Origin of the sequence: Salegentibacter holothuriorum (genome assembly GCF_900168045.1) — a bacterium.
GTDB lineage: Bacteria > Bacteroidota > Bacteroidia > Flavobacteriales > Flavobacteriaceae > Salegentibacter > Salegentibacter holothuriorum.
The window spans coordinates 687765-708745 of sequence record NZ_FUYY01000001.1 but is presented as its reverse complement, the minus strand read 5'-3'; the positions used below and the strand labels follow the sequence as shown (position 1 = coordinate 708745).

The 20981-nt window shown below is 35.7% G+C and carries 13 protein-coding genes; 7 read left to right on the top strand and 6 right to left on the bottom strand.

Annotation, left to right across the window (positions count from 1 at the left end; genetic code table 11):
• Positions 1–3: 3 nt before the first annotated feature.
• The 4 genes from B5X51_RS03155 to uvrA form a co-directional block, all read right to left on the bottom strand.
• Positions 4–2406: an alpha-ketoacid dehydrogenase subunit alpha/beta gene (locus B5X51_RS03155; RefSeq protein ID WP_079719418.1), complete on the bottom strand. Its 2403-nt coding sequence runs from the start codon at positions 2404–2406 to the stop codon at positions 4–6.
• A 300-nt stretch (positions 2407–2706) separates the two neighbouring features.
• Positions 2707–5487, bottom strand: a complete 2781-nt coding sequence (locus B5X51_RS03150; RefSeq protein ID WP_139374838.1) for a gluzincin family metallopeptidase — start codon at positions 5485–5487, stop codon at positions 2707–2709.
• Positions 5488–5593: 106 nt separating this feature from the next.
• Entirely contained in the window at positions 5594–6283 is a 690-nt protein-coding gene (locus tag B5X51_RS03145; RefSeq protein ID WP_079719416.1) for an LOG family protein, read from the bottom strand.
• A 16-nt stretch (positions 6284–6299) separates the two neighbouring features.
• Entirely contained in the window at positions 6300–9131 is a 2832-nt protein-coding gene (uvrA, locus tag B5X51_RS03140; protein WP_079719415.1) for an excinuclease ABC subunit UvrA, read from the bottom strand.
• Positions 9132–9627: 496 nt separating this feature from the next.
• On the opposite strand from uvrA, the gene B5X51_RS03135 reads away from it, so the two are divergent.
• The 5 genes from B5X51_RS03135 to B5X51_RS03115 all read left to right on the top strand — a co-directional run bounded on the left by B5X51_RS03135 (position 9628) and on the right by B5X51_RS03115 (position 17045).
• On the top strand, positions 9628–10647 hold the full coding sequence (locus B5X51_RS03135; RefSeq protein ID WP_079719414.1) for a response regulator transcription factor: 1020 nt from the start codon (positions 9628–9630) through the stop codon (positions 10645–10647).
• 224 nt (positions 10648–10871) lie between these two features.
• Positions 10872–12230 carry a hypothetical protein gene (locus tag B5X51_RS03130; RefSeq protein WP_079719413.1) on the top strand — a complete coding sequence of 453 codons (1359 nt, stop codon included), beginning with the start codon at positions 10872–10874 and terminating at the stop codon, positions 12228–12230.
• A 62-nt stretch (positions 12231–12292) separates the two neighbouring features.
• Entirely contained in the window at positions 12293–13963 is a 1671-nt protein-coding gene (locus tag B5X51_RS03125; RefSeq protein WP_079719412.1) for a hypothetical protein, read from the top strand.
• Between the two features lie 83 nt (positions 13964–14046).
• Positions 14047–15603 carry a thrombospondin type 3 repeat-containing protein gene (locus B5X51_RS03120; protein WP_079719411.1) on the top strand — a complete coding sequence of 519 codons (1557 nt, stop codon included), beginning with the start codon at positions 14047–14049 and terminating at the stop codon, positions 15601–15603.
• 419 nt (positions 15604–16022) lie between these two features.
• Positions 16023–17045: a M12 family metallopeptidase gene (locus B5X51_RS03115; RefSeq protein WP_079719410.1), complete on the top strand. Its 1023-nt coding sequence runs from the start codon at positions 16023–16025 to the stop codon at positions 17043–17045.
• Between the two features lie 135 nt (positions 17046–17180).
• Here B5X51_RS03115 and B5X51_RS03110 read toward each other — a convergent pair whose 3' ends face one another.
• The gene (locus B5X51_RS03110) at positions 17181–17774 is read right to left on the bottom strand and encodes an acyl carrier protein phosphodiesterase (protein ID WP_079719409.1); all 594 of its coding nucleotides are present in this window, start codon (positions 17772–17774) and stop codon (positions 17181–17183) included.
• A 208-nt stretch (positions 17775–17982) separates the two neighbouring features.
• Between B5X51_RS03110 and glmM the strand changes: the two genes are divergently transcribed.
• Entirely contained in the window at positions 17983–19368 is a 1386-nt protein-coding gene (gene glmM / locus B5X51_RS03105) for a phosphoglucosamine mutase (protein ID WP_079719408.1), read from the top strand.
• Here the strand turns inward: glmM and B5X51_RS03100 are convergent.
• Positions 19365–20267: a lysophospholipid acyltransferase family protein gene (locus B5X51_RS03100; protein ID WP_079719407.1), complete on the bottom strand. Its 903-nt coding sequence runs from the start codon at positions 20265–20267 to the stop codon at positions 19365–19367. The genes glmM and B5X51_RS03100 overlap by 4 nt on opposite strands.
• A 52-nt stretch (positions 20268–20319) precedes the next feature.
• On the opposite strand from B5X51_RS03100, the gene B5X51_RS03095 reads away from it, so the two are divergent.
• Positions 20320–20967, top strand: a complete 648-nt coding sequence (locus B5X51_RS03095; RefSeq protein ID WP_079719406.1) for a rhomboid family intramembrane serine protease — start codon at positions 20320–20322, stop codon at positions 20965–20967.
• Positions 20968–20981: the final 14 nt, after the last annotated feature.

Here is a 20981-nt window from a genome sequence, read left to right as displayed (position 1 = left end):
GATTTATCTTATCGCGGGATATTCTTCAGGATTAACCTCGTTAAAAATCGAGTAAACTTTTTCGAAAATATCTTCTGCTGAAGGTTTACTAAAGTAATCACCATCTGTACCATAAGCCGGCCTGTGCTCTTTAGCGGTAAGCGTTTGTGGCTTGCTGTCCAGGTATCTCCAGGCGTTTTGTTCATTTAAAACCTTATCCAGAATAAATGCAGAAGCTCCTCCCGGAACATCTTCATCTATAACCAGGAGACGGTTGGTTTTTTCTACGCTCTTTACGATATCATGATCCAGATCAAATGGAAGTAAAGACTGAACATCAATTACTTCGACATTGATACCGAACTCACTTAATTCCTCTGCAGTTTGTGCGACAATTCTTAAGGTAGATCCATAAGAAACCAGGGTAATATCGCTTCCTTCTCTTACAGTTTCAACCTTTCCTATTGGTGTTCTAAGTTCAGGTAAATTACTTGGTTTTTTCTCTTTTAGACGATAGCCATTTAAACATTCTACTAATAATGCCGGGGTATCCTGTTCTAATAAAGTATTATAAAATCCTGCAGCTTTAGTCATGTTTCTTGGTACAAGCACATACATACCGCGTACCAGGTTTAGGATTCCGCCCATTTGTGAGCCACTATGCCAAATTCCTTCTAAACGGTGACCACGGGTTCTTATAATTAGTGGAGCTTTTTGTTTTCCTTTGGTTCTATACTGTAAGGTAGCAAGATCGTCACTCATTCCCTGTAATGCATACATCACATAATCCAGGTATTGAATCTCGGCAATAGGCCTTAGTCCTCTCATTGCCATTCCAATTCCCTGGCCAAGAATAGTAGCTTCTCGAATACCAACATCTGCTACACGTAGTTTTCCGTATTTATTCTGAAGACCTTCCAATCCCTGGTTTACATCACCAATCTCACCGGCGTCTTCTCCAAAAATTAGGGTTTCAGGTTTATTTTCAAATATTTGATCAAAATTATCACGTAAAATGATTCTTCCATCTACTTCAGTCGAATCATCATCAAATTCTGGTAAAACTTCGGTTTGAAGATTGTTAGATGCTATGTATAAGTGGCTGTTGTAATCTTCAGCCATGGCTTTATTGAATTCATTCAGCCAATCAATAAGTTTAGATTTTTCTTCAGATTTTTCCCTTCTTATTAACCTTAAGGCTTTTCTTGCGACAATAGCAAGATCTTTTTTAAGTGGATCTTTATTAGCGTTTAAGTCTTTAGCCAGTTTAACTACTGCATCTTTTTCATCAGTATTTTTTGTTAATTTAGAAAGTACAGTGAGTAGTTCTTTTTGTTTCTCTTTAGTAGGTTGTATATAATTATCCCAGGCAGTTTTTTTGCCTTCCCTAACTTCACCTTTTATTTGTTTTTCTATTTCCTCAAGCTCTTCATTTGTACTAATATTGTTTTCCAGAATCCATTCTCTAAACTTAACATTACAATCGTATTCACGCTCCCAGGACAAACGTTGTTCATTTTTATAGCGTTCGTGTGATCCAGAAGTAGAGTGCCCTTGTGGTTGTGTGAGTTCTACCACGTGAATAAGAACCGGACAGTGTTCTCTACGAGCTATTTTTTCAGCTTTTTCATAAGCTTCAATCAGCGCGACATAATCCCATCCATTTACAACAATAATTTCGTAACCTTTATTTTCTTCATCTCTCTGGAATCCTTTTACGATTTCAGAAATACTTTCTTTTGTGGTTTGATGTGCTGCGTGAACCGAAATTCCGTATTCATCATCCCAAACACTTAGAACCATAGGCACCTGTAGTACGCCGGCTGCATTAAGGGTTTCCCAGAAATGACCTTCACTTGTGCTGGCATTACCAATGGTTCCCCAGGCGATCTCATTTCCGTCTTCTGAAAATTTTTCAGATGAAATTCCTTCTACGTTTCTGTATATTTTTGACGCTTGTGCGAGTCCTAAAAGTCTTGGCATTTGGCCAGCGGTAGGAGAAATATCTGCACTGGAGTTTTTTTGTTCTATCAGGTTTTTCCAGCTGCCGTCTTCGTTAAGGCTGTGAGTGGTAAAGTGACCTCCCATTTGTCTTCCGCCAGACATTGGTTCATTTTCCAGGTTAGAATCAGCATATAAGCCGGCAAAGAAATGTTCAATACTAAACTGATTTATAGCCATCATAAAGGTTTGATCACGATAGTAACCAGATCTAAAATCGCCATTTTTAAAAGCTTTGGCCATTGCTAGCTGCGGCACTTCTTTCCCATCGCCAAAAATTCCGAATTTAGCTTTTCCAGTAAGTACTTCGCGTCTTCCCAAAAGGCTACATTCCCGGCTGGTAACGGCTATTTTATAATCTGCCATTACCTGAGCTTTGAAATCCTCAAATGAAATTGAATCTTTAGTTTGTGTTTCGCTTTGCATGAACGTTATTTTGAAGCCCTCAGTGAGGGTTTAGTTCTCCGAGGTTTACCTCGAATTTTAAATGTATTTTTCAAATTCGTAACCTTGGAGGCTTAGCCTAAGGTTCTTGATTAAGAACAAATGTAACGAAAACTTAGATTGTACACAATTCATTAAAATCTAAATATTTTAAGAAAAGTGTATTTTAAATTATTTTTATTGTGTTTAATTAAATTAAATAGGTAAAATAATACGAAATATTAATTTTCCTGTAATTGAGGTAAGGAAAGCTAAGAATTAGTTAAGCTAATTAAAAATTTGTTAATACCAACGGCGGGTAAAAAGTTTGATTAAGGTGTTAAGATCCAGAGAAACAATAAACCGAATTTTTTGATCATAATTTTCCTGGGCAACTTCCCAACCTAAATTGGAATAAACGGGAAAGAATAATTCAAAGTAATCGTCTACCAGGCTTAGCCTAATTCCAGAGTCATATAAAAACCGCGCATTTTGATGCTGGTTTTTTACCAATCCTACATCACCATAAATAAAAAACCACTTATAAAGATTGGTGCTGGCATTTAAAGTACTTAACCATTGGTTGGCATATTCTGGTTGCAACTGCGATTTAAAACCACCTTCAGCAACAATAATCTGTTGACTAAATAAACCAGAACCCTGACTTCTTCCGTAATAATTATAATCAAAAAGATAATCTGTAGGCCTATCTAAAGCAAAGCTAAAGTAATTTGTTTCCATAGCATCACTGTATAGAAATGTTCCCGTAAAAAAGCGTAGGTTGATTTGACGGTTATTTCTAAACAATTTTCTATACTCCAGGCTCATAGATATTTTACTAAACTTTTCTGCCAGTTGAAAATCGAAAGAAGCCGAATAATAATCTACTAAATGAGGTTTGCTATAGCGATAATTTATATTAAATACATTATAATTTGGTTGTTCCAAATCCCGGGTAGGGTCTATATCCCGCCTCACGTTTACGTTTCTAATTAGGAGATTTTGCCGCTCGTTATCGCGTAAATATTTATTTCTGAAAGAAAAATTTATAAAAGGCGTGTATTTTTCATAGAACAAGTTATAACCGTAAGAATAGCGGGTTCCTCCAATCCCATAAGTAATAGCATAAAGTTCTTTATTAGCAAACTGATGCTTATTGGTAACAGAAGCCGAACCCACTATGGTTTTACTATTAAAACCATATTTTGGAGAAATGCTGAAATTAAAAGTTTTGGATAAAACTGTTTTGTTATACAATTTAGGCCCGATAGAAATCCCGTCGTATAGGTTGTAATTAAACTCGGGCATAAAAAATAACTGAGAATATTTTGGATCTTCAATATCCTGGAATAACCTAATTTGAAGTGGTTTGTTAAAAAATTTGGTTACAGCTTTATAATTATCACGCTGATTAAATTCCGGTATTTTTTGTTCATAATTTAGCGCAAGCCTATCTACGCCTTGCCTGGCAATTTCTATAGTTTTGGTTTTATCTATATTTTCAATCCATTTTTTAAAGACTATTTCCCCATCTTTTAAACCATATAATGAAATAGGGAAATCATTTTTCTCCTTATTTTTTATGGTAACCCTAAGGGAGTCGCGGGTTTTAAATAAGTTTTCTATAGTGAAGTCTATCTTTTTGTTTGAGCCTACATAGTCTTTAAAAAACCAGGAAAGATCTTTTGTAGCATCTTTCTGCAAGATTTGCTGAAAATCTTCAGCTGAAGTTGGCTGCATTTTATGCTGTGTATAAAAATCTTTAACAGCTTTTTTTACCGTTTCATTCCCCAGGTAATCTTCTACATATTTTAGTCCTACACCGGCTTTATATGAATTTGCGATATTTTTATTGAATTTCACGAGAGAATCCTGGGCTAAACTTAATGGCTGATCTAAATTCATTCGTGCCATATTCATATAAAGAAATTGATATTGGTCGTTAAATTCCAGATCTGCCGCATGGAACCATCTTACCCCAATAATATCGCTTAGATTGCCCAAGAGCTTCATGTGAGGGTAATATTCATTCACATAATCTATCATTAAGGAAACCAGAATAGCATCATGTATCCACTGTTCTTTTCTGGGATTTATGTGTACTGAATTTTTTAGTAAATAATTGGTGATGGTTTTAAATTGCTTAATATCATATTGAAAGCCATCTGGAAAAGGGCGAATAAAACCCGGTAATTGGTTTAAGCCATAGATAGGACTGTTCAAGTAGTCATCACGGGTAACAAAAATCTTTTCATGTGGATATTCCCCTAATTTTTCCTTGTAATATTTTAGGATACGATCCAGTAAGATACTTTTTATTTCCGGCTGAAGCTCGTCGTCATCTACATTGGTAATTACTTCATGAGTATTGGTAGATAAGGATTCAAAAATAAAAGAATTAGTAAGATAAAGTTTACTATCCAATTGATTCTTACCAGAAAGCTTAACCGTTTTTTTACCATTATGGGTATTTACACTTTTAAAATCTAAAGCAGAGCCTACATAATATTGTGGTGGGGTTGTAAGTTCTATTTGAACATCATGAAGTGTATTATACTGGTCTCCCAAATTTTTATGGCTGTACACTTGCCATTTTCCATTTTTATAAACTCCAGGGGTTATGTACCAATACCTAAGTTTATAATTGTTATCTGAATCTACCCCAAAGCGTGTAAATTTATCTATAGGAATTTTAACCTGGTAATCAAGATTTATGATAAAATTCTGGCCTGGAAGTAAAGGTTGGTGAAGTTTTATTCTAATAAGATCTTGAGCAGCTTCAGGCCTGTCCCATATCAAGCTATCATGTATAGAACTCCTTATACTTTTAATATAAGTAGCACCACGTTCTTGGGCTTTGGCAAATCTAAAGCGTCTTGCAAATTCTTCGGCAAAGCGTTTTGCCAGAGGGGTATTTTTTGCGCTAAAGGCATTTGCCCAATCATTAAGATAAAGTTGGGTAAGCGTATCATTACTGGAGTTGGTGTAGACCAATTCCTGTTCTATAGTAAAGGTGTGTGTACTATCGTTTAAGTGAGCGTTTAAAGAGATGGAGTTTTGAGCAAAACCCCATCCAATTCCCACAAAAAATAATACGTAAAATAGACAAAATCTCAAGGGGAATATATTTAATGTAATACAGAATTTGAGTTAAATATACTCAAAGTTTTCATCCCTCCTAAAGAATTGATTAAAAGTTAGGACTAAGGTTATACTCTCCGTAGAATTCGTTTAGAATCTCTATAACTTCATCTTCAGTATCCACTACCTGAACCAAATCCATATCTGGTGCGCTAATATTTTGAAAATCATCTAAAAGAGTTTTTTGAACCCAATCTACCAATCCGCTCCAAAAATCCCTTCCCACTAATATGATGGGGAATTTATCGATTTTATGGGTTTGAATAAGAGTAATGGCTTCAAAAAGTTCATCTAAGGTTCCAAAACCACCTGGCATAACTACAAAACCTTGAGAATATTTAACGAACATTACTTTTCTAACAAAGAAATAATCAAAATCCAGGCTTTTGTCGTTATCTATATAAGGATTATCATGTTGCTCAAAAGGCAAATCTATATTAAGACCTACAGAAGTTCCACCACCAAGGTGAGCTCCTTTATTTCCTGCTTCCATAATTCCGGGGCCTCCACCGGTAATTACTCCATAACCGTTTTCCACGATCTTTTTAGAAATCTTTTCGGCTAGTTTGTAATATTTTTGATCTGGTTTGGTTCTCGCTGAACCAAATATAGAAACACATGGACCAATTTGACTTAGCTTTTCATAGCCATTTACAAATTCGCCCATTATTTTAAAGATCGCCCAGGAATCGTTTGTTTTGATTTCGTTCCAGGCTTTATTTTTAAGATTATTGTTCATATAATAATTAGTATAGTTAGTGTAATTCTTTCTTAAGGAATTCGGCTGTGTAACTTTTCTTTGATTTAGCTACTTCCTCGGGTGTGCCTTTGGCAATTACTTTTCCACCATTTTTTCCACCTTCAGGGCCAATATCGAATATATAATCGGCCATTTTTATAACATCCATATTATGTTCAATAATAAGGACGGTATTTCCTTTATTGGTCAATTCATTTAAAACATCCATTAAAACCCGAATATCTTCAAAGTGTAAACCGGTAGTTGGTTCGTCTAAGATATAAAAAGTATTCCCGGTATCGCGCTTAGAAAGTTCTGTAGCGAGTTTAATACGCTGTGCTTCCCCACCAGAAAGCGTTGTACTTTGTTGTCCTAAAGTAACATAGCCCAGGCCAACATCTTTAATAGTTTTTAATTTTCTATATATCTTCGGAATTGGCTCAAAGAAGGTAGTTGCTTCATTAATGGTCATTTCCAAAACATCGGCAATAGATTTTCCTTTATACCTAATTTCTAAAGTTTCCCTGTTAAAACGTTTTCCCTGGCAGGTTTCACATTCTACATACACATCGGGAAGGAAATTCATCTCTATAACTCTAAGTCCGCCACCTCTGCAAGTTTCACATCTTCCGCCTTTAACATTGAAACTAAATCTACCCGGTTTATATCCTCTAATAAGGGCTTCGGGTGTTTTTGCAAACAAGCTCCTAATTTCAGAAAATACGCCGGTATAAGTAGCCGGGTTAGATCTTGGAGTTCTACCAATTGGCGTCTGGTTAATGTCTATCACCTTATCGGCATTATCCAGTCCCTTAATTGTTTTATAAGGTTTTGGTTCTTTTACCCCATTAAAATAATGCGCATTCATAATAGGGTAGAGGGTCTCATTTATTAAAGTAGATTTTCCACTTCCTGAAACGCCGGTAACCGCGATCATTTTTCCTAATGGAATTTTAATAGAAACATTTTTAAGGTTATTTCCTGTAGCTCCTTTCAGCTCAATATTTTTCCCGTTTCCTTTTCTTCTTTCCTTCGGAATTTCAATTTCTTTCTTCCCGTTTAAATAGGATGCGGTAAGGGTATCGTGTTTTTTTAATTCTGAAGGAGGCCCTTCACTAATAATTTCTCCGCCGTGTTTTCCTGCTCTAGGGCCAATATCTATCACATAATCGGCACGTTCTATCATATCTTTATCGTGTTCAACCACAATAACAGAATTACCAATGTCGCGAAGAGAAATTAAGGAATTAATAAGTTTTTCGTTGTCCCGCTGATGCAAACCAATACTAGGTTCATCTAAAATATAAAGAACACCTACTAGTTGCGAACCAATTTGTGTAGCCAACCTTATTCGTTGTGCTTCCCCACCGGAAAGAGATTTTGAACCACGGTTAAGCGAAAGGTAAGTGAGTCCTACATCTACCAGGAAACCAATTCTTGTTCTAATTTCTTTAATAACTTCAGCAGCAATCTGATTTTGTTTTTCGCTAAGTTTTTTTTCTAAGCCTACAAACCATTTAGCCAAATCTTCAATATCCATTGAAGAAAGTTCGGCTATATTTTTGTCGTAAATTTTAAAATAAAGCGATTCTTTCCTGAGTCGAGTACCCTCACAATCTGGGCAATCAACCTTGTCCATATATTCTTTGGCCCAACGCCTCAGGGAAGTGGAGTCGTTATTATTAAAAGTGGTTTCAATAAAAGTAGCTACACCTTCAAAATTGATCTTAAACTCCCGGTTTACGCCAAGGCTTTTAGACTCTTTAGTAAAGGTTTCCTTTCCTCCGTGCAGAATAAACTTCATTGCGGCATCTGGAATTTTAGAAACAGGATCTGTTAATTTAAAATTCCATCTTTCTGCAATTAATTCCAGTTGAGAAAACACCCAGTTTTTCTTCTGAGGACCGTGAGGGGCCAAAGCACCATTTTTAATTGATTTAGAATAATCTGGAATAATTTTATCAATATTCACCTGGTATAATGTGCCAATGCCATTACAGCTGGGGCAGGCTCCCTTAGGTGAATTAAATGAGAATGTATTAGGCTCTGGGTTTGGATAGGAAATTCCGGTAGTAGGGCACATTAGGTTCCTGCTAAAGTAACGTACTTTCTCGGTTTCCTGCTCCAAGATCATAAGCGTATCATTGCCGTGGTACATCGCAGTTTTTATGCTCTCGTCCAGGCGTTTTTGCGCATCTGTTTTATCATCTATTTTTAACCTATCTATTACAATTTCAATATCGTGTGTTTTGTAACGATCTAATTTCATTCCTTTTACCAGGTCACGAACTTCACCATCTACTCGAGCTTTTAAAAACCCCTGCTTGGCTATTTGTTCAAACAATTCCCGATAATGCCCTTTTCTAGATTTAATAACTGGAGCGAGCACGCTCACTTTTTTTCCTTTAAAATCTTTTAAAATAAGATTTTTTATCTGGCTATCGGTATAGCTCACCATCTTCTCGCCGGTCTCGTAACTATAAGCATCTCCTGCCCGGGCAAAAAGAAGACGAAGGAAATCGTAAATCTCGGTAATAGTCCCAACCGTACTTCTAGGATTTTTACTGGTGGTTTTTTGCTCTATAGCAATAACTGGGGAGAGACCTTCAATTTTATCGACATCGGGACGTTCCAGGCCACCTAGAAATTGCCTGGCATAAGCTGAGAAAGTTTCAATATAGCGGCGTTGTCCTTCAGCATAAATGGTATCGAAAGCCAGGGAAGATTTTCCAGAGCCTGAAAGGCCGGTAATCACTACCAGTTTTTCTCTGGGAATATTAACATCTATATTTTTAAGATTATGGACGCGAGCCCCTAATACTTCTATATTTTCTTCGGTTTTAGCCATATTTTCTATCAAGTTGGCAAAGGTACTTAAAGTGTTGCTAACTAAAAAGAAAGGAAGATTAGGCAGGTGTTAATTATGATTTAAAGTTTCTGGTAGTTTTATCAATATAAATAGGGGATTTAAGGAAAAGTTTACATCTTAAAATTAGACTATCTTGTTTTAGGCTAATGGATTTATCGGTTTAGTATCAACTTTTGTCGTTACTTTATCTTGTTGATTGTCAGTATTATATTACGATATTTTTTTGCAATAATTAAGGATATTCCCCTATATTTGAAATACCAAATCTTCATAATTTAAATTTTCCACCCCCCGGAAGCTTAAAGTTTACCTACAGATTTTTGTCCCTATATAAGTTGCCCCTATTATTTTTTACTAGCTAATTAAGATTTAAAGCAATTGGTTTTAAACCGAACTGTTTTGACTTTTTCAACTAAATGTCCTGGATCCTAACCCCAGGTTTTAACTAACCGGCTAACAGCCAAAAAAAATTAATATGATAACGGATAAAAAGCAACTATTGCTTATTACCAATAAGCAAAGTATGGTAGACTGCGTACAAGAGGGGGTGAGTATGCATTTTGAATTAACCCACGCTAATTCTCTACATACCGGTTTTACTATTGCTCTTCATTTATTGCCCGATGTGATTCTTTTAGATTACTCTTCTTTTAGATCGGGTAGAAATTTTAAAAACATAGCCAATTTTAAATCCAACCATTTTCTCACAAAAGCCTGGCTTGTAGTGTATGCCGAAGATTGTTTTAGAGCTGAAGCCGAAAGTAGGTTTAGAAAAGTGGTAGATGAGTTTGTATATTCTCCTACTATAGAAGCTCTTTGTGGTAAGATTATAAAAATGGTGTATACTAATCGTTCGCTATCCAATTTTTGGAAAGATGCATTTATGGGTATGTTTAATCTTATTTCTAAACCTGTTTTATTGCTTGATCAAAATGAAATAATAGCTATGAATGATGCTTTTAAGCAAAGTTTTAGAGTAAAAAATAGCAAAGGATTAAAGCTTACCGATTTTGTGAAATGTGAAAACGTACAAAAAGTAAAAGATAGTTTGAGGAATTTTGCGCGCGGCAAGCATATTAAAGCTGCTACAAAGACTACCTTATTATTAAGGAACGATAAGCTAAGAAACGCACGTATTAATTTCTCAAAGTTGAATAAGAATTTTGGACACCAGTTTGTAATGTTCATTGACTTTGTTGAGCAAAATGAAGAAATTAATATTAGTATTGGTAGCGCTTCTGAAGAAGTAGAAAATTGTTTCAAGCAGAATAGTCAATTAACCGAATTTAAATTTACCAATAGGGAGAAAGAGATTATTCAACTTTTAATAAAAGGATACAAAACAAAAGATATTTCTGAAGCTTTATTTATTTCTCCAAAAACTATAGAGAAACATCGTTCCAATATCATAAAACGTACTAATTCTGATACCATCCTTGAAAGTATCATTTATGCAATTAGTCATGATCTTATAGATTATCAAAAAGTACAGTAACTTCTATATAAGGTTAAAAATAGAAGAAATCCCCCATAGCTTGGTAGGAAAGAATTAACCTACATTTATACTAGAAATTTTACATAAAAGTAGTCACCCCACCTCTCTACTTTTTTAAGCCCCCAAACTTATGCATTCTTGAATACAATCGTTCTAGAGATAGAACTGTGTATATATATTATTAACCATTCTTAAATATTTATTAACTAAAAAACTTTAGAGTTATGAAAAATTTTAAAAATTACTTTACGAGTATTGTTATAGTAGCAATGCTTTTTGCTTCCTGTAGTAAGGATGAAACTGCTGGAGAACCCAAGGTGGGTGATGAGATGGCAACTATCTCATTGGGAGCAATACTAAATGATTTTATTAAAAATCAGGATGCTTTAAAACAAAGCATACCTGAATGTTCCGAAGATGCACCTATGTATGCAAGGGTAGTGCTTACCCATGATCTTGGGGAAGAAGATGTAGTAGTTCCTATCAATTTTGATGGTACCACCTATTTTACCGATTATGATGAGGATTTAGCAATTCCAATTCCCGCGGGAGAGACCACTACTGCTGTTAGTCTAACCGATTTTTGGGTGTATGCAGAAGAGCCTGATGATATGACGATGCCAATTTGGGTTTCTCCCAAAGCCGGCAGTGACTATGAAAACTTTGTGAATAATGCTTTGCCACTAAATTTTGATTTGCGTGCAGGTTCTAAAAAGTATGTAGATGTTGAAGTATTATGTTTTGATGATAGGGAAGTAAACCTTTACGGTTATCAATTCTTTGATTTGGTTCCTATTCCATTAATTAAGTTCTGCCTTTTCGGTAATTTTTGTCCATCTGAAGACGGAAGACACTTTGTTGCCGGTTATACCGTAAATGTATGGGAAGGTTCTGATTCATCTGGAGAACCACTTTATACAGAAGTTTCTAATGCGGTAGTAGAAGATGAGATTACCGGAGATTACTATGCAGACCCATTATGTTTCTGGCTACCTGATACAGCTGAAACTGATACGTATTACTTTGAAATTACTTTAAATAATACAGATGAGTATGATTCAGAGGATGCAGGCGAAGTAATTCTTTCAGGACCAATTACAGATGAGGAAATTAGAATGTTCTACAGTGAAGAAGATGATACAACAATGGATTACTATCACTTTAACTACGGATGTGGTAACGATAACCCTCCACCATTTGATGATCCAAGAGTGGAAGCCAAACGTTACAAAGCTTGTTTAAAGAATTTAGGAGATGCTAATGCTGTTGGTTTTGCTTACCTAAAATTAGAAGGAAATATGTTGACGGCCACTACAGCGGCTACTGAGTTAACTACTGGAGATGTACCACAGCACATTCACGAAAATGCTTCTTGTGATGACTACGGAAATCCAATCTGGGCACTTGACTATGCCGGAGGAGTATGGCCAGAAGCTGATGCTATGGGTAATATGTTTTATACCAGAACATTTTCTTTAACCAATGCTGAAGTAAGTGCGTTAGGAGATCCTGAAGCCAGAACAGCAGTACTTCACGAAGCTGACTTTACGCCAGTTGCTTGTGGTGAGTTTGAAGAGTACTAAAAATATTTTAAGAGATGTCCCCAAAAGGGGCATCTCTCATTTTAATTCTTAAAATTTAAATGATGAAAAAAATAACGAAATATTTATTGACTTCCTTAACTCTCATGTTATTTGTTTTTACTTCCTGTACTCAAGATGAAGCTGTAGGAACGGAAAAAGGAGATGAAAAAATGGCAGTGATTGAATTAGGGCCAATATTAAATGATTTTCTAAACCGGCAAGCTGAAGGAGATATTCCTGCTTGTTCTGATGAAGTACCCGCCTATGCTCAAATAATGTTAACCCATGAAATGGGGGATGTAGATGTTGTGGTACCTATATTAGTAGATGAATCTGGCTTATTTACCGATTATGATGAGGAACTTGCTATTCCAATTCCAGACGGGGAAACCACAACGGAAGTTAGCCTAACCGATTTTATGGTTTATGCAGAAGAACCGGGAGAAGGCGTAATGCCAATATGGGTAGCTCCTAAAGAAGGTAGTGATTACGAAAATTTTGTTAATGACCCTTTACCTATTGTATTTGATCTTCGTGCTGGCTCTAAAAAATATGTGCCAGTTGAAGTACTTTGCTTTGATGACAGAGAAGTAAACTTATATGGCTATCAATTCTTTGATCTGGTGCCGGTACAACTTTATGAATTCTGTGTTTTTGCGAACTATTGTACAGATGAAGGTAGACATTATACAGCAAATTACGATTTAGACATTGATTACCTATTAGGAGAAGAAGTAATTAACCTTTATTCCGGAGAATCTCCTGTTACGGGAAATACTGAAGATGATGATTCAGGAGACTGGTATGCAGATCCACTGTGTTTAGCTATTCCTGCTCCTATGTATGATGAGGCAGATTCAGACATTTATTTACGGGTTACTGTAAGTTTAACTGCCTGGGACGATAATTACGGCGATCCGGCTGAGGAGTACTCTGAGGTTATTGAGTTAAGTTGGAATGACGTTCAGGAATACTTTAATGATGATGATACCATAGACTTTGAGCATATTTTCTTTAACTGTGACGATGATCCAGTAATAGGTGATTGTCCAATTACCGAGGAAGATACAGATGGAGATTGTGTACCAGATGTTGAAGATGAATGTCCTGGTTATGATGACAGAGAGGATATGGATGATGATGGAGTTCCGGATGGATGTGATAATTGTCCAGAAGATTTTGGAGATCCATTAGATGGTGGTTGCCCAATAGATGATTGTATTGGTGATGCTGATAGCGACGGATTAAATGATTGTATTGATCAATGTCCTTATCAGGCTGGTCCAGAATCTAATGATGGTTGTCCATTACCGGGCGGTGATACTTGTGAAACTGCCTATATGGAAGGAGATACAGCCTTAAATACCCTTGCAAATTCTAATCGTTGGGGTTGGGCTGAACACTTCCAAACAGATGATGACGGAGCTAGTAAAACCTTTGATATTTGGGCCGGTGCAGGCCAAAATGATACTTCTAAAGGAGAGCATGTAGGTACGGCTGAAATCTCTATTGATGAGGATGATATTACATTGGAAATCACCCTCGATCCTGGAGTAAGTTTAAACGAACTTCATATTAATTTAAGTGAAATTGCGCCGTCAGGAAATAATGTGTTTGCACCCGGCCAGTATAACCTTAATAATATGATTGATGCGGGTACCCTTACTTATACCTGGGAAAGAGACTATAGCGATGATTTCTATATTATCATACACGCTGTAGCTTGTTATTGAAAAAGATCTTAATTACCGGGAGTTAACAACTCCTGGTAATTTTAAATTAACCATTCTAAATATTTAATCCAAAAACTTTAATTATGAAAATACTAAAAAGATATATGGCATTTATAGCTGTATTCTCACTCTTATTATCCTCCTGTACCAAAGAGGACAATACTATAACAGATGATCCCACAAATGATAATTTTGCTGAAATTAGTTTAGGTGCAACTTTAAATGATTTTGTAAATAAAGCTGAGATAAAACAAAGTATCCCAGAGTGTTCAGAAGATGCACCAGCTTATGCGCATGTTGAACTTACCCATAATATGGGTACTCCATTAGAAGGGACAATAGAAATAAACGTTCCGATAATGGAGGATGATGGAGCTTTTTATACCGCTTACGATGAAGGTCTTAAAATACCAATAGCAGGTGGTGAGGAAACGGCTAGTGTTTCCCTAACGACCTTTCTTGTTTACGATGGTGATCCAGATGACGATAGTTCTTCAGTAATTTGGGCTGCTCCTGCTTCTACCAGCGATTACGGAAACTTTGTAAATCAAGGTTTGCCCTTTGATTTTATGATAAGAGCAGGTTCAAAAAAATATGTAGACGTTGAAGTGCTATGTTTTGATGATCGAGAGGTTATTTTATATGGGTATCAATTCTTTGATTTAAAACCGGAGATACTGCACGAAGTATGCATATTTGCAAATTACTGTGATGAAAACGGACGTCACTTTACGGCAAATTACAGCCTGGAAGTTATCTATACCGGTGGAAGTGAAGATAAAGTGCTCTATGAGAGTATGCCTTTACCTGAAGACCATTATGGTTATGACGATGATTCAGAGGACTATTATGCAGATCCTTTTTGTTTCGCAGTACCTGCACCTATGGAAGGCGAAATGATGGGAGAGGAGTATATTCGAATTATTGCCACGTTGTCTAATTGGGATGACAATTATCCAGAACCAGCTGATAAGGAAATTATCCGCGATCTTACCTGGACACAAATAACCGAAAAGGTTCAAAATGATGGGACTCTAGATTACTTCCACTTATTCTTTAACTGTGAAGAGGGAGATTCAGGAAATGGAAACGGAGAGGAATGCGATCCTCAGGATGCCAATGACGACTGTGATAATGATGGTGTTCCTAATGGTGAAGATGTATGTAATGGATTTGATGATAACCTAGATCTAGATAAAGATGGTGTTCCAGATGGTTGTGATTCAGATATTGACGGAGATGGAATTCCCAATGATGATGAAAATGTAGGCTGTGTAAGAAACCCTGATCCGGAATGTGGTGAAACTGTTATAGACCCATGTTTACCGCAAGCACAAGATGGTTGTGAGGCTACAGATGTTCTAAACATTAATCTTGAAACTGCGGGACCTCTCGTAACTAATGAGTCTTACGGAGACTGGACAATACAAATAGTGAATGGTGAATTGTTTGTTGGTCTTACTCCTATAATTCCATTTGAAATTTCTGATATAGAAGTTACGGTACTTCAAAGTGCAACTTGCGAAGTAGTTAGCGCTCCAGATGAAGGTGGATCTGTAACAATATCTGGTATAACAGAAGATGATTTACCACTCTCCATAGATCTTAGAGCAAATATTTGCGATGTTTCAGGAGAATAATAATCTCAGCTAATTTTTACCGGGGGGTGACTAAGTAGCTGAGTAGTTTTTACTTCTCTCTATCTTTGAGAGATGTAAAAAGAGGCTGTACGGATTTTCCGTACAGCTTTTTTTGTTAAAAAGATTAATCGGTTGAATTAAAGTCTTTATGTTCGGATCTTAATTTTAAAAATCTACACATTATTTTTCTTATAAAAAATATGAGATTCCACTAATAATAAGGTTTTCAAGTAATATCAAAGAATTATTATTCATTATTATAATTCTCTGAATTTCTTGTGTGAGTTAATATGATTTTTATTTGTAGGAATCTGACTGTTAAATTGTTATAGGAGTTATGGAGTGGTTTTTTGGAATGACCTTTGTAAATCAAAATCAAAATTTCAATTATTTAATTTAATAAAAAGAGTACCCTACTTATGAAAAAAAGCAAATTTTTGTTACTACCTGTTCTAGCGATTTTGGCTTGTAGTAAAGATCCTATTTTAGAAGATGAAAAATCAGAAACGCAATTAAAGCCTGAAGAAATTAATGATCAACTTACCGAGGTAGCCTATCCCAATGAACAAGGGCCGGTTCTAGAGATTTATTACGGAGGTCAACAGATGCCCGTGGAGTCACAAAATGGTGACTATGTCTATCAGGGGGATATTTTAATCCCAGTAAATCAAACTAGTAAATCTCCGCAAAGCCTTATTTTAGGTAAGGATGAAACTCCACAAAAAAGTACTGGAAGAACAAGGGGTATGTGGCCTGATAACACTGTTTATTATGCTATAGATAGTAATTTATCAGATAAAAACCGTGTTTACGATGCTATAAAGCATTGGGAAGCCAATACATCCCTTGAATTTGTTCAAAGGTCTGGCCAATCAAATTATATTTATTTCACCCCTGGTTCGGGTTGTTCCTCTTATGTAGGAATGGTCGGTGGTCGCCAAAATATTACTCTGGCAAGTGCTTGTTCTACAGGTAATACCATTCACGAGATTGGTCATGCTGTTGGACTTTGGCATGAGCAAAGTAGAGTGGACCGTGATAGTTATATTGATGTGAATTTTGAAAATATTCGAAGTGGTGCCGATCATAATTTTCATACCTACGAAACTAGCGGGTTTGATGGTGATGAATTCACTAGTAGCTTAGACTTTGGATCAATAATGATGTATAGTGCATACTCTTTCTCTAAGAATGGGGAGCCTACTATAACTAGAACTAATGGTAGTACTTACCAGGTTCAAAGATCTGGACTTTCTTCGGGAGATATTAGAGGTATTAATGCAATGTACCCAGAAGATGGTGGTGAGCCTACCTACATCAATGGAAAGTATTATACTATTAGTGGCGTAACTGTACTTAGAGCTAATGATCTTTGGTACTTTTGGACTAAATACGGCTTCAAACGAGTTGAATTAAAGAATGATCGTTGGTATTGGGTTTAATGCTCAAATTTTGAATAAATATATAACCCGAACAATTTTGTTCGGGTTTTTTTATGGGTAAAATAGTAAGAAGTCTTTCTACAGGTTGGGGATATTTTCCACAGGGTATGCAGGCAGCAAGAATAAAAAATATGCTTACAAATTTTTCTTAGAATTAATCTTAGCTTTAACATACGTTCTTAGCTCCTCAAAAAACCTCCTAAACTCATCCTCGAACTCTTTATAAAACTCACGTAGTTCTTCTACTGCTAAATGCATTTTAGTTCGATATTTAATTCTTCTATTCATTTGGAAAAGAATTTTTTCAATACCCTCAATTTTTCGGTAGTTATAAAGCCAGTTATCTGCAACCATATATGGCAGAAAATTTTGAACCGGTTTTGGTAAAACCTCAAAGTTATCTTGAAGGAGTTTATAAAAACTTTCAGTATAAAACTTTAAAGGAATATCGCTGTAATCTTTCCAGTTTGCTGCCAAAAAATGGTCGTATAAAATATCAACAATAACCCGACTATAATGGCCATAACCCGCAAATAAGCGTTCTACACTTTTGCTTACAATTGGATGCGTATCGGTAAATGTATCAATGGCGCGATGCAATACTATTCCTTTTTGAATTTCAAGAGGATATTCTAAATATTGCTTCCCTTTAACCGAATCAGCTATAAAGTTTCCAATTTTTAAATCATCATTATCACCTGATAGATATATATGTGCTAAGAAATTCATTTTTGAAAGTTACGCAAATCAGATAGCTTCCTGTTTAATTTTTGTTAAGTTTTGGTGCTACCGGTATGCTCCTTGTATATTTGTTAAGACTTTAATTAATTATGGAGATTATAATATCTCTAAAATAAAATTTTTTCTAAAAAAATATTTTGTGAGTCTGCCCCTTAGTTAGCTTACTTAAAAACAATATTCATTATAAAATAAATTTATGAGTTTAATAAAATCAATTTCAGGAATACGAGGCACTATTGGAGGTAAAACCGGTGACAACCTAACACCAATAGACACCGTGAAATTTGCTGCTGCTTATGGTACCTGGTTAAAAAATAATTCAGATGATAAAAAGTTAACTGTTGTAGTTGGTCGGGACGCCAGGATTTCTGGTAAAATGGTTCAGGAACTAACTATGAATACCTTATCAGGATTGGGAATTAATGTTATTGATATAGATCTTTCTACTACACCTACGGTAGAAATAGCAGTGCCATTAGAAAAAGCCGATGGCGGAATTATTCTAACCGCCAGCCATAATCCAAAGCAATGGAATGCGCTGAAATTATTAAATAACAAAGGAGAGTTTCTTGATGGGGCGGCAGGAGCAAAAATTTTGGAGTATGCAGAACAAGATAATTTTAATTTCTCTGAAGTTGATGATCTGGGAACAATTACCAGAAAAGACGATTATATAGATATTCATATAGAGGAAGTTTTAAAACTTAAACTTGTAGACGCTGAAAAGATAAAGAAAGCAGGTTTTAAAGTGGTTGTAGATGGAGTGAATTCTACCGGTGGGATTGCTATCCCCAAGCTTCTTGAAAAAATGGGAGTAGAGGTTATAGAATTATACTGTGAGCCAAATGGTCATTTCCCTCATAATCCCGAGCCTTTAAAGGAGCACCTCACCGACATTTGTGAATTGGTTAAAAAAGAGAAAGCAGATTTTGGTATTGTGGTAGATCCAGATGTAGATAGACTGGCGTTTATTGATGAACATGGAGAAATGTTTGGTGAGGAGTACACGCTTGTGGCGTGTGCAGATTATGTGCTTTCTAAAACTCCGGGTAATACCGTGAGCAACCTATCTTCATCTAGAGCACTTAATGATGTTACTAAAAAATACGGTGGAGATTATAAGGCCAGTGCGGTAGGTGAAGTGAATGTAGTACAGCTAATGAAAGATGTTAAAGCTGTAATTGGTGGAGAAGGGAATGGCGGAATTATTTATCCTGAATCGCATTATGGACGTGACAGTCTGGTAGGTGTTGGATTATTTTTAACTCATTTAGCTGAAAAAAATATTAGTGTATCTGAATTAAGAAAAGAGTATACGGCCTATTTTATGAGTAAAAATAAAATCCAGTTGACTCCCGAGATTGATGTAGACGAGATTTTAAAAGCGATGGAGGAAAAATATAAGAGCGAAGAAATCTCTACCGTAGACGGAGTGAAAATTGATTTCGCTGAAAACTGGGTGCATTTAAGAAAATCGAATACCGAACCTATTATTAGGATTTATACCGAAGCAAAATCTCAAGATAAAGCAGATGATCTAGCCCAGGATATGATTAAAGAAATAGAAAAGATAGTGGGTTAAAGCACTGTTGCATTTTTTGGAATTTTTTTTCCAAGATGCTTCCAGCGTTTATGCGTCCAGAGATAAAATTCTGGTTTTTCCCGAATTTGTTTTTCTAAAAGCTGAATATAATCTAAAGTAATTTGGTTGTTCTCAGTTTCAGAAGGATTATCAGAAATGTTAATTAAAGAGGCCTCATAATGGCCTCTTTTTACTTTTTCTACGTGCAGGTAAAGCACCACCATGTCAAATTCTTTCGCTATCCTTTCAGAACCTGTATAAAAAGGCACTTTTTTATCCATAAAGTCGGTCCAGAATTTATAGCTTGGAGATTTTGGAGATTGGTCGGCTATCATGGCATAAGCACCACGTGAACCCGCCTGTTCGTTGCGGGCAATTCGCATATTGGCTTTGGAATTTTGAATAAGTTCTGCCCCAAACCTTTTTCTAATATCATTAATTAATTTATCAAAGCCCGGATTTTTAATTTTTTTATAAATACCAAAAGCATCGTGTTTAAGATCGTGGAGTTGTAGTGCAAATAGCCACTCAAAACTGGCATAATGCCCGCACATAAGCATAATACTTTTATCCAGTTTTTCTATGCGTCTTATTTCTTCAATATTGGTGTAAACAAAGCGTTTTTTTAATTCCTCTTCAGAAATTGAAATACTCTTTACCATTTCCAGGAACATATCACACATGTGTGAGTAAAATTTCTTCCGTATTGTAATAATTTCTTCCGTTGATTTTTCAGGGAAAACTAACTTTAAGTTATCTGTCACAGTTTTTTTTCTATAACCAATAAGGTGATAAACTATAAAGTAAACTACATCTGAGACGCAATAAAAAAGCCAAAAAGGGAGTATGGAGATAAGCCAAAGAAAGGGATAAAACAACCAAAAAACTACAGCCTGCATAAAATAATTTTCAGCAAATATATGGTATATTTGGCACTAAACTAAAGCTACTATGGGAGAATTAAACCTGGTTACCCTTATAATTATTGGTGTAAATGTATTGGTTTCATTCAAAGGATTTAAAGATGATTCTTTTTTTCAGAAATATAAATTTAATATTGCCGATATTAATCGTGGTGCCAAATATCAAATTCTTACTTCTGGGTTCTTGCACGTAAATACCACCCACCTTTTGGTTAATATGCTTACCCTTTATTTTTTCGCTAATTCTGTAATCTTCTTTTTAGGAACTGTAGGCTTTGTTTTGGTTTACCTCGGCAGTCTTGTTTTAGGTAATTTACTTTCATATTACTTTCATAAGAAAGACTTATACTACACAGCCGTAGGAGCAAGTGGAGCAGTAATGGGTGTTCTTTATTCTGCTATTTTACTAAGACCAGATATGATGCTTGGATTGTTTTTTATTATTCCTGTGCCTGCTTATATTTTTGGAATAGGATATTTGTTTTATACTATTTATGGGATGAAACGCCAGTTGGGAAATATTGGTCATGATGCGCATTTTGGTGGTGCGGTAGGCGGGTATTTATTAACGCTTCTTCTTGCTAGCTGGGTTTTTGAAGAGCATTTGCTTATGGTAATATTACTTGCTCTTCCAATTATAGTCTTGTTTGTACTGCAAAAAATGGGGAGAATCTAATTTGGTATTCTTAT

Coding starts and splice junctions, on each gene's coding strand:
- B5X51_RS03095 (WP_079719406.1), top strand. CDS start 20,320: ATGGGAGAATTAAACCTGGTTACCCTTATAATTATTGGTGTAAATGTA.
- B5X51_RS03120 (WP_079719411.1), top strand. CDS start 14,047: ATGAAAATACTAAAAAGATATATGGCATTTATAGCTGTATTCTCACTC.
- B5X51_RS03110 (WP_079719409.1), bottom strand. CDS start 17,774: ATGAATTTCTTAGCACATATATATCTATCAGGTGATAATGATGATTTA.
- uvrA (WP_079719415.1), bottom strand. CDS start 9,131: ATGGCTAAAACCGAAGAAAATATAGAAGTATTAGGGGCTCGCGTCCAT.
- B5X51_RS03130 (WP_079719413.1), top strand. CDS start 10,872: ATGAAAAATTTTAAAAATTACTTTACGAGTATTGTTATAGTAGCAATG.
- B5X51_RS03125 (WP_079719412.1), top strand. CDS start 12,293: ATGAAAAAAATAACGAAATATTTATTGACTTCCTTAACTCTCATGTTA.
- glmM (WP_079719408.1), top strand. CDS start 17,983: ATGAGTTTAATAAAATCAATTTCAGGAATACGAGGCACTATTGGAGGT.
- B5X51_RS03100 (WP_079719407.1), bottom strand. CDS start 20,267: ATGCAGGCTGTAGTTTTTTGGTTGTTTTATCCCTTTCTTTGGCTTATC.
- B5X51_RS03145 (WP_079719416.1), bottom strand. CDS start 6,283: ATGAACAATAATCTTAAAAATAAAGCCTGGAACGAAATCAAAACAAAC.
- B5X51_RS03155 (WP_079719418.1), bottom strand. CDS start 2,406: ATGCAAAGCGAAACACAAACTAAAGATTCAATTTCATTTGAGGATTTC.
- B5X51_RS03135 (WP_079719414.1), top strand. CDS start 9,628: ATGATAACGGATAAAAAGCAACTATTGCTTATTACCAATAAGCAAAGT.
- B5X51_RS03115 (WP_079719410.1), top strand. CDS start 16,023: ATGAAAAAAAGCAAATTTTTGTTACTACCTGTTCTAGCGATTTTGGCT.